6 protein-coding genes are annotated in these 7,362 nt (G+C 67.0%); 2 read left to right on the top strand and 4 right to left on the bottom strand.

The window, feature by feature from the left end; all coding sequences use genetic code 11:
* Nucleotides 1–96 precede the first annotated feature (96 nt).
* Complete coding sequence (locus ACFVJ3_RS39165) at nucleotides 97–2,319, bottom strand: MMPL family transporter (RefSeq protein ID WP_378457174.1); 2,223 nt, start codon at nucleotides 2,317–2,319, stop codon at nucleotides 97–99.
* Between the two features lie 84 nt (nucleotides 2,320–2,403).
* Complete coding sequence (locus ACFVJ3_RS39160) at nucleotides 2,404–3,939, bottom strand: bifunctional 3'-5' exonuclease/DNA polymerase (protein ID WP_378457177.1); 1,536 nt, start codon at nucleotides 3,937–3,939, stop codon at nucleotides 2,404–2,406.
* 122 nt (nucleotides 3,940–4,061) lie between these two features.
* Between ACFVJ3_RS39160 and ACFVJ3_RS39155 the strand changes: the two genes are divergently transcribed.
* A complete protein-coding gene (locus tag ACFVJ3_RS39155) occupies nucleotides 4,062–4,271 on the top strand; it encodes a hypothetical protein (protein ID WP_011595096.1) in 210 nt (69 codons plus the stop codon).
* Nucleotide 4,272: 1 nt separating this feature from the next.
* Here the strand turns inward: ACFVJ3_RS39155 and ACFVJ3_RS39150 are convergent, their stop codons facing one another.
* Nucleotides 4,273–5,616: a YhgE/Pip domain-containing protein gene (locus tag ACFVJ3_RS39150; RefSeq protein WP_378457173.1), complete on the bottom strand. Its 1,344-nt coding sequence runs from the start codon at nucleotides 5,614–5,616 to the stop codon at nucleotides 4,273–4,275.
* 80 nt (nucleotides 5,617–5,696) lie between these two features.
* Nucleotides 5,697–5,945: a phosphopantetheine-binding protein gene (locus ACFVJ3_RS39145; RefSeq protein ID WP_037205604.1), complete on the bottom strand. Its 249-nt coding sequence runs from the start codon at nucleotides 5,943–5,945 to the stop codon at nucleotides 5,697–5,699.
* A 146-nt stretch (nucleotides 5,946–6,091) separates the two neighbouring features.
* On the opposite strand from ACFVJ3_RS39145, the gene entS reads away from it, so the two are divergent.
* Nucleotides 6,092–7,357 (top strand): enterobactin transporter EntS, encoded by a 1,266-nt coding sequence (gene entS, locus ACFVJ3_RS39140; protein WP_378457172.1) that lies wholly within the window; start codon nucleotides 6,092–6,094, stop codon nucleotides 7,355–7,357.
* Nucleotides 7,358–7,362 lie beyond the last annotated feature (5 nt).

Genomic DNA, 7,362 nt, shown 5'->3' with positions numbered 1-7,362 from the left:
CGACACGCAGTATTAGTGGCTACATTTCCGAATCGATTTCCGTCGTCTTCTCAGGTCGATCATGCAATCTCCGCCGAGAGCTACCGCAACTTCGGATTAGTCCTTGGCCTTCGCCAGCGCCGACGGCCACCAGATTTTCTTGCCGATGTCGTGGGAGAGCGCCGGGACGAGGATGCTGCGCACGATGATCGTGTCGAGCAGCACACCGAACGCGACCGCGAAACCGACCTCGGCGAGGAACACCAGGGGCAGCACGCCCAGCACCGCGAACGTCGCGGCAAGCACGACACCGGCCGACGTGATGACACCACCGGTCACCGCCAGTCCGCGCAGCACACCGGATTTGGTGCCGTGCTCCTCGGTTTCCTCGCGGACGCGGGTCATCAGGAAGATGTTGTAGTCGATACCGAGCGCCACGAGGAACACGAACGCGAACAGGGGGAACGCCGGATCCGCGTTCGCGAAATGGAAGACGTGGGTGAAGAACAGGCCGCACACCCCGAGGGTGGCCGCGAACGACAGGACCACGGTGGCGATGAGGATGATCGGCGTGAGCAGGGCTCGGAGCAGGAGCGACAGCACGACGAAGATGACGACGAGAACGATCGGGATGATCAGGTTCCGGTCGTGCACCGACGCCGTCTGCACATCGAGAGTGGTTGCCGTGCTGCCACCGACGAGCGCATCGGCACCGGGCACGGCGTGCGCCGCGTCGCGCAGTCGTTTCACCGTCTCGAGGGCTTCCGGGGAATCGTACGAGTCGGCGAGGGTCACGTTGACGACCATGCGTCCGTCGATCGGTGCGGCCGTGAGGAAGTCGGGTGCGCACCCCTGCCCGGCCGCCGAGGCCACCGCGGCAGGGTTGGACTTGACGAGTGCAGACAGTTTCTCGACATCGACCTGCGGGCACACCGCGCCGGGATCCGTCGACACCCCGTCCACACCGCTCACGGCCGCGATGACCGCGTCCGTCTGATCGGCATTGGTGACGATGACGGCGGGCGCGCCGGCCCCCGGATCGAATTTGGAGTCGTACAACTCCTGACCGACGACGGCGTCGGGGCGGTTGGTGAAGTTCTCCGACGACGACAGTCCGTCCGTCTTCAAACTGCCGATGCCGACCAGGAACAGCACGGCCAGCAGCACCGTCGTACCGATCCAGAGGGAGCGGTCCTTGCTTCCGACCTGGGCGGCGATCTTGCCCCACAGACCGTGTGTGGTGAGGTCGGCGGCCTCGTCCACCTTCGGTTTCCGCGGCCAGAACACCCACCGCCCCGCCGCGGACAGCGCCACGGGAAGGAACGTCATCATCACGAGATACGTGCACGCGATGCCGATCGCGGCGACCGGACCGAGGCTCTTGTTGGAGTTCAGTTCGGAGAACGTCAGGCACAGCAGGCCGAGGATGACGGTGACCGCCGACGCGGTGATGGCGGGGGCGGATTCCTTCCACGCCTTGACCATGGCGTCGAACCGGCTGGGGTAGAAGTGCAATTCTTCCCGATATCGGGAGATCAGGAGGAGCGCGTAATCGGTGCCGGCACCGATCACGAGGACGAACAGGATGCCCTGACTCTGTCCGGTGAGCGTGAGCACCTCGGCCTTGGCGAGGAAGTAGATGACCATCGATGCCAGGCCGAGCGCGAGAAGTGCCGAGAAGAGCGGGAAGAACCACAGCACCGGGGAGCGGTAGACGACCAGCAGGATCAGGACGACCACGAGCAGTGCGGCGCCCAGCAGTGCACCGTCGAGCCCGGCGAACGCGTCGATGAACGCCACCAGGAGACCACCGGGACCGGCAGGAAGGACCTCGAGCCCGGCCGCCGCGTTCTTCGCGGCCGTGAGGACATTCTCCTCGGTCGCGGCGAGCACATCGCCGGCGACCGCCGTGCCGTCCTCCTTCGCGACGAGGGGAACGAAGATCGATGCCGTGGTGCCGTCCTGGGAGAACTGGGTCTGGGCCATGCCTTCGGCGTCGACGCCGTCGACTGTCGCGATCGCGTCACGCGCCCGGGCGACGGCGGTCTTGTCCTGCTCGGTGAGTGGGGAGTCGCTGTGGAACAGCACGAAACCGGGGATGGTTTCGACGGTGAGGAACTTGGACGATTCGTTGGTGACGATCGTCGATTCGGCGGAACTCGACAGGTAGGCGGCGTTGTCGTTCTTCTGGACTTCGGTGAGCTTGCCCTGGAAGGAACCCCCGAATCCGCCGGCGAAGAAAGCGATGATCGCGATGGCCACGATGGTGAACGCAGGCCAGCGGAATCGGCGCGGCGTCTCGCCGCTGGTGCTCGAGTCCGTCGAATCCAACTTCGTCATGGGTTCTCCTTCGCCGCCCCCGGCCAGCAGTGCGTCCCAGTACACCATGTCGAGCGCACCCGCGACACCGGAAATCCGCGCGTGTCAGGCCTCGTCGGAGGTTTCGGCGTAGCAGTCCCGCACCGCCACATCCATCGGGAACCGCACCCGCGTCTCACCGAACAGCAACCGGGTGGCTACCTCGACCGCGCCCAGAACGTGCCGCGTCGCCGACTCGGGGTCCCGGGTATGCACCATCACCTCGTCGTGCTGGAAGAAGACGAGTTCACTGTCCGGGTCGTCGGCCAGCCGGCGCCGCAGGTCCGCGAGCACGCACAGCGCCCACTCGGATGCCGTGGCCTGTACCACGAAGTTTCGGGTGAATCGGCCGCGCGACCGTGCATCGCCATGTGACCAGAAATCGGCGGATGGTGGTGGGCACGCCCGGCCGAGCCACGAGTGCACGACCTCGCCGCGTTCACCGGCGCGGGCCGCCCTTTCCACATATTCGACGGCGACGGGAAAGCGGGTGCGCAGCAGGGTGAGCAGGGAACGGGCCTCACCCGCGGTGGCGCCGTACAGAACACCGAGGATCGCGACCTTGGCCTTGCCTCGATCGCCGTCGAAGGTCTCCGCCGCGACCGGTGCGTACAGGTCGTCGGCGCCCGCGGCGGCGACCATGCGGGCGTCCCCCGACATGGCGGCCAGGATGCGGGGTTCGAGTTGGCCGGCGTCGGCGATGACGAACGTGTGACCGGGGTCGGCGATCACGCTCGACCGCAGCGGTTTCGGAATCTGCAGTGCGCCGCCGCCGCGGCTCGCCCAGCGGCCGGACACCACACCGCCGGGAACGTAGACGGGCCGGAACCGGTCGTCGCGGACCCAACTGTCCAGCCACTGCCAGCCGTTCGTGCTGAACAGCTTGGACAGATCCCGGTGGCGTAGGAGTAGCGGCACCGCGGGGTGATCGACCTCGCGCAGCAGGTGCTTTCGGGTCGACGCGAGTTCGATGCCCTCCCGGCGAAACGCGTCGACGACCTCGACGTGGGACGCCGGGTTGATGCGACGGCCGAACGCCGCCCCGATCTCCACGGTCACGTCCTGGATGCGCTGCGGCAGGTCGTACCCGGCCGGTCGCGGCCCGAGCGTCGCCTCGAGGAATGCTCGATGGGCGCTGGTGGAGAACGGCAGGCCGTCGACACTCATCTCCGCGGCGGCCAGCGCACCCGCGGACTCGGCGGCCACCAGCAGGTCGAGCCGTGCATCGTCACCGATCGTCTTCCGCTGCTCCGCGAAGTCCGCTACCACCTGCACCGGATCCGTGGTGGGTGCGGTCTCGAACAGGCCGGGACGTTCGTCGACGGGTTCGTCCGGCGGTGGCGCGGGAACACCGTCGCGCATGCTGAGGATGGCATGGGTGAGCGCGAGGTCCTGGCAGCGCCGCACCCGCACCCCGGCCCGCAGCAGTGCCGGGTAGACGGCCGCGGTACTCGTCCAGACCCAGCGGGGGTGCTCGGTGGCCTCGATGTCGCGGACCGCGGCCGCGACGTCGGAGTGAGGACGTGGCGACTCGATCGGAACTCCCGCGGGATCGGTGCGAACGGTCGTCGCGCCACCGTCGGCGTCGGGAACCAGGACCATTCTCACGGGCTCAGTCTGCTCCGCGTCACCGACAGTCGATAATCCGCCGTCGGGCGGGGGTAAACCCGCAGGTCGGCACTACACTGAACGCAGACGCTTCTCGCCGGAAGGAGGGGCATCCGATGGCAACCATCGAAGAGTTCGAGCAGACGGTGACCGACAAGGTGATCGCCGGACTGCACGACAAATTTGCGGACTACGAGCGCCGGGGAGTCGGACTCGCCGAACTCGGCGACCCCGATCGGTTCGTCGAACGGATCCTGGCGGCGGTGCCCGCCCCGCATCCCTGGTACGAACAGTTCGGCACGGCCTGGTCGTCCACGCCCGCGTGACTTACGTCCCGGCTGCGTCCACCGGTTCGGGTTCGCTCTGCGCCTTGTGGCGGCGATGCAGACCCTTGCGGTCGTAGAACCGGGTGATGACGGCACCGAAGACGAGGCCGATGAGGAGTCCGGCGAGGGTCATCCACACCGCATGGATGAGCCCTGCATCGCCCGCGGCGCCGAAGAACATGATGGCGCGCACCCCGATATAGATCTGGTGCATCGGTTCGAACTCACCGAGCCAGGTGTACAGGCGCGGCGCCGCCTCGAGCGGGATCGTGCCGCCCGACGAGGGCAGCGCCAGGACGACGAACACCAGCAGGTTGATGAGCAGGCCCAGGTTGCCGAACGCGGCCATCACGGACATCGCCGTGATCCCCACCGCGGCGATCGCGAACGCGCCGTACTCCCACAGTGCGAGCGGATCGGTGATCGGCAGGCCGAGGGCGGAGCTGATCCACAGGTACAGACCCGACACGATCATCGCGAGCAGAACCATCACCGCCCACTTGATCAGCAGGGTGTTGAAACGTGAGATCGGGACCGCATCGTTGTGCAGGTACAGCGGCCCGACCTCGGTCGGAGTGAACCCGAGCATGCCGTCGATGAGGGTGCTCGCGATGGTCGCACCGGTGAAACCGGCCAAGACGATCAGGAGCGCGTAGTAGAACGCCGCCAAGCCGAAACCGGTGCCGTCGGGCAGCGGGTTGTGGGCCACGACCCGCACGTCGATGGGGTCGTCGAGCACGAGCCGGCTGGCCCCCGACAACTGGAGGTCGGGTGCCGTCGCCTGGAGTTGCTGCGTCACCTGGGTGGTGAGCTGCTCGCCCATCGTCTGGTTGGCCTTGTCCATCGCCATCTCACCGATGTTCTGGACGAGGTTCGCGCTGATCGTGCCGGCGCGGGGGTTCGTGTAGATCGTGATCACGGGACGCTCGACGTCTCCGGGAATCACGCTCGCCTGCGCGAGGATGAACGTGCGCTTGGTGAAGTCGCTCGGGATGACAATGGCGCCGTAGATTTCCCCGTTGTCCAGTGCGGACTGGGCCTGCGCGATCCCGATCTGCTGAAGTTCGACCTTGTCCGGATCGACACCTTCGACGAGCCCGGCGGCGATCTGGTCACCGAAATTCTGCTGCTGCGGCGGATTGGAATTGGGCATGGTGTCGCCCTCGTCCTGATTGACGAGGGCGATGGGGAAGTGGTTGAGGTGCTTGGGGGGATTGAGCATTCCCCCCATGTACAGCGCGGCGAGCAGGGACATGACGACGGAGACGAGGAGCAGGGGCGCGATCCAGAAGCGCGGTGTCCGGAGCACACTCATCTCGTCTGCACCGCTGGTTTCGTGCGCCATGTCCCCTCGCATCCTGCCGTGTGGTCACCGGGCCGACCCGCGGATCGACCAGCCGGATCAAGAGTAGGCGGTGGGACCGCTCAGCGCGCTGCCGTCACCTCGAACCAGGCGTCGAGTGTCGGCTCGCCGACGAGGTCCACGAGATCCACCTGCACGCCGTCCGCCCGCCACCGTTCGACCAGCGCCATGACGCGTACGGAGTCCATTCCCTCGTCGAGGAGGTTCGCGGAATCGTCGATCTCGGCGACCGGGACGTCGAGCACGTCGGCTACGTCGGCGCGGATTCGGTCGCGGGTCGGAACTGTGCTGGGAGCGGAACTCACTATCATCCTCCGGTGCGTCGTGCGAACCACGGCCCGTTGAGCCGATTCGACGACATGGGGTAGGTTGCTGGGTTAGTGAAGCCTAAGCATAGTTGCTCTCCACGCAAACGGCGAAACGGAGAGCTGTTGCAACCGAATGTGAATGGATGGCAATGGCCGGATTATCGCGATATGCAATCGACTTGACCCCTCTACGGACGAGTCGCGAGTTCCGATACATCTTCATTGCCCGCACGATTTCCATCTTCGGTCTGGGCCTGCTGCTGGTGGCGGTGCCGCTGCAGGTGTACGACATGACGAATTCCACACTGGCAGTGGGCGCGGCGAGCATCGTCGTGGGCTCCTCGGTGTTCATCGGCACCCTGTTCGGCGGCGTGATCGCCGACCGGTACGACCGCAGACCGGTCATCTCCCTCGCCCGTGCCGCGGCGGGCGTGGCGTTCGCGATCCTCGCGGTCAATGCGTTCCTCCCCACACCCCAGTTGTGGATCATCTACCTGTGTGGCGTGATCGAGGGCCTGGCGGGCGGTATCTCCGCGACCGCGCTGATGGCGGTGATCCCGTCGCTGCTCCCCAAGGACAAGATGGCCGCCGCCGGTGCCCTGATGACCGTGATGGCCGACCTCGGCACGGTCGCATCGCCTGCCATCGGTGGTGTGATCATCGCGGCGACATCTGTGGGCACCAACTACGTTCTGGCCGCGGTGTCCTCGGGAATCACCGCATACTGCATCGCCCGGCTGCCATCGCTGCCGCCACCGGTCAAGAACACCGAGAGTCCGCTGCGGTCGATCGCCAGCGGATTCACCTATGCCGCCAAGGACTCCGTGGTCGGCGGGACGCTCCTGGTCGGATTCTGCGCCATGATGCTGACCGGCTGGAACGTGCTGCTGCCCGCCTACGCGAGCCAGGTCCTCCACGCCGGACCGGCGGCCACCGGACTGCTCTACAGCGCCCCCGCCGTCGGCGCCCTCACCGGATCACTCACGAGCGGCTGGACGGGAACGGCTCGTCGCGGTGGCCTGGTCGTGTTCCTCGCGGCCATGATCGCGTCGGCCGGGCTGATCGGCGTCGGCGCCGTCCCGATGATCGCGGTCACGTTCCTTGGACTCGCCGCGCACGGCTTCGGCCGCGTGCTCGGCGACATCCTCCGGTATGCGGTCATCCAGACCGAGACCCCCGAGGAGTACCGCGGACGCGTCGCCGGCGTGTGGGGTGCCCAGATCTCCACGGGCTCGGCCGCCGGAGCGCTCGTCGCCGGCGCCGTCGGCGCCGCCGTGGGGCCGCGTGAGGCGTTCCTCCTCTACGGTGCGGGCGGCATCGTGGTGCTGGCGGTGCTCGCGCTGACGTTGAAGGGGTTGCGCACCTACAGCAGTGCCGCTGCCGAAGAGGACGACCTCTCGGCAGCGGCACAGTGACGCGG

The organism is Rhodococcus sp. NPDC127593 (assembly GCF_042671975.1).
GTDB lineage: Bacteria > Actinomycetota > Actinomycetes > Mycobacteriales > Mycobacteriaceae > Rhodococcus_F.
Note: the sequence above shows the minus strand (reverse complement) of the source record. Positions and strands in the feature narration are given on the sequence as shown.

What these genes read in the sequence shown, in the direction of transcription:
- ACFVJ3_RS39150 (WP_378457173.1), bottom strand. Translation starts at nt 5,616, where the DNA reads ATGGCGCACGAAACCAGCGGTGCAGACGAGATGAGTGTGCTCCGGACA.
- ACFVJ3_RS39160 (WP_378457177.1), bottom strand. Translation starts at nt 3,939, where the DNA reads ATGGTCCTGGTTCCCGACGCCGACGGTGGCGCGACGACCGTTCGCACC.
- ACFVJ3_RS39145 (WP_037205604.1), bottom strand. Translation starts at nt 5,945, where the DNA reads ATGATAGTGAGTTCCGCTCCCAGCACAGTTCCGACCCGCGACCGAATC.
- ACFVJ3_RS39155 (WP_011595096.1), top strand. Translation starts at nt 4,062, where the DNA reads ATGGCAACCATCGAAGAGTTCGAGCAGACGGTGACCGACAAGGTGATC.
- entS (WP_378457172.1), top strand. Translation starts at nt 6,092, where the DNA reads ATGGCCGGATTATCGCGATATGCAATCGACTTGACCCCTCTACGGACG.
- ACFVJ3_RS39165 (WP_378457174.1), bottom strand. Translation starts at nt 2,319, where the DNA reads ATGACGAAGTTGGATTCGACGGACTCGAGCACCAGCGGCGAGACGCCG.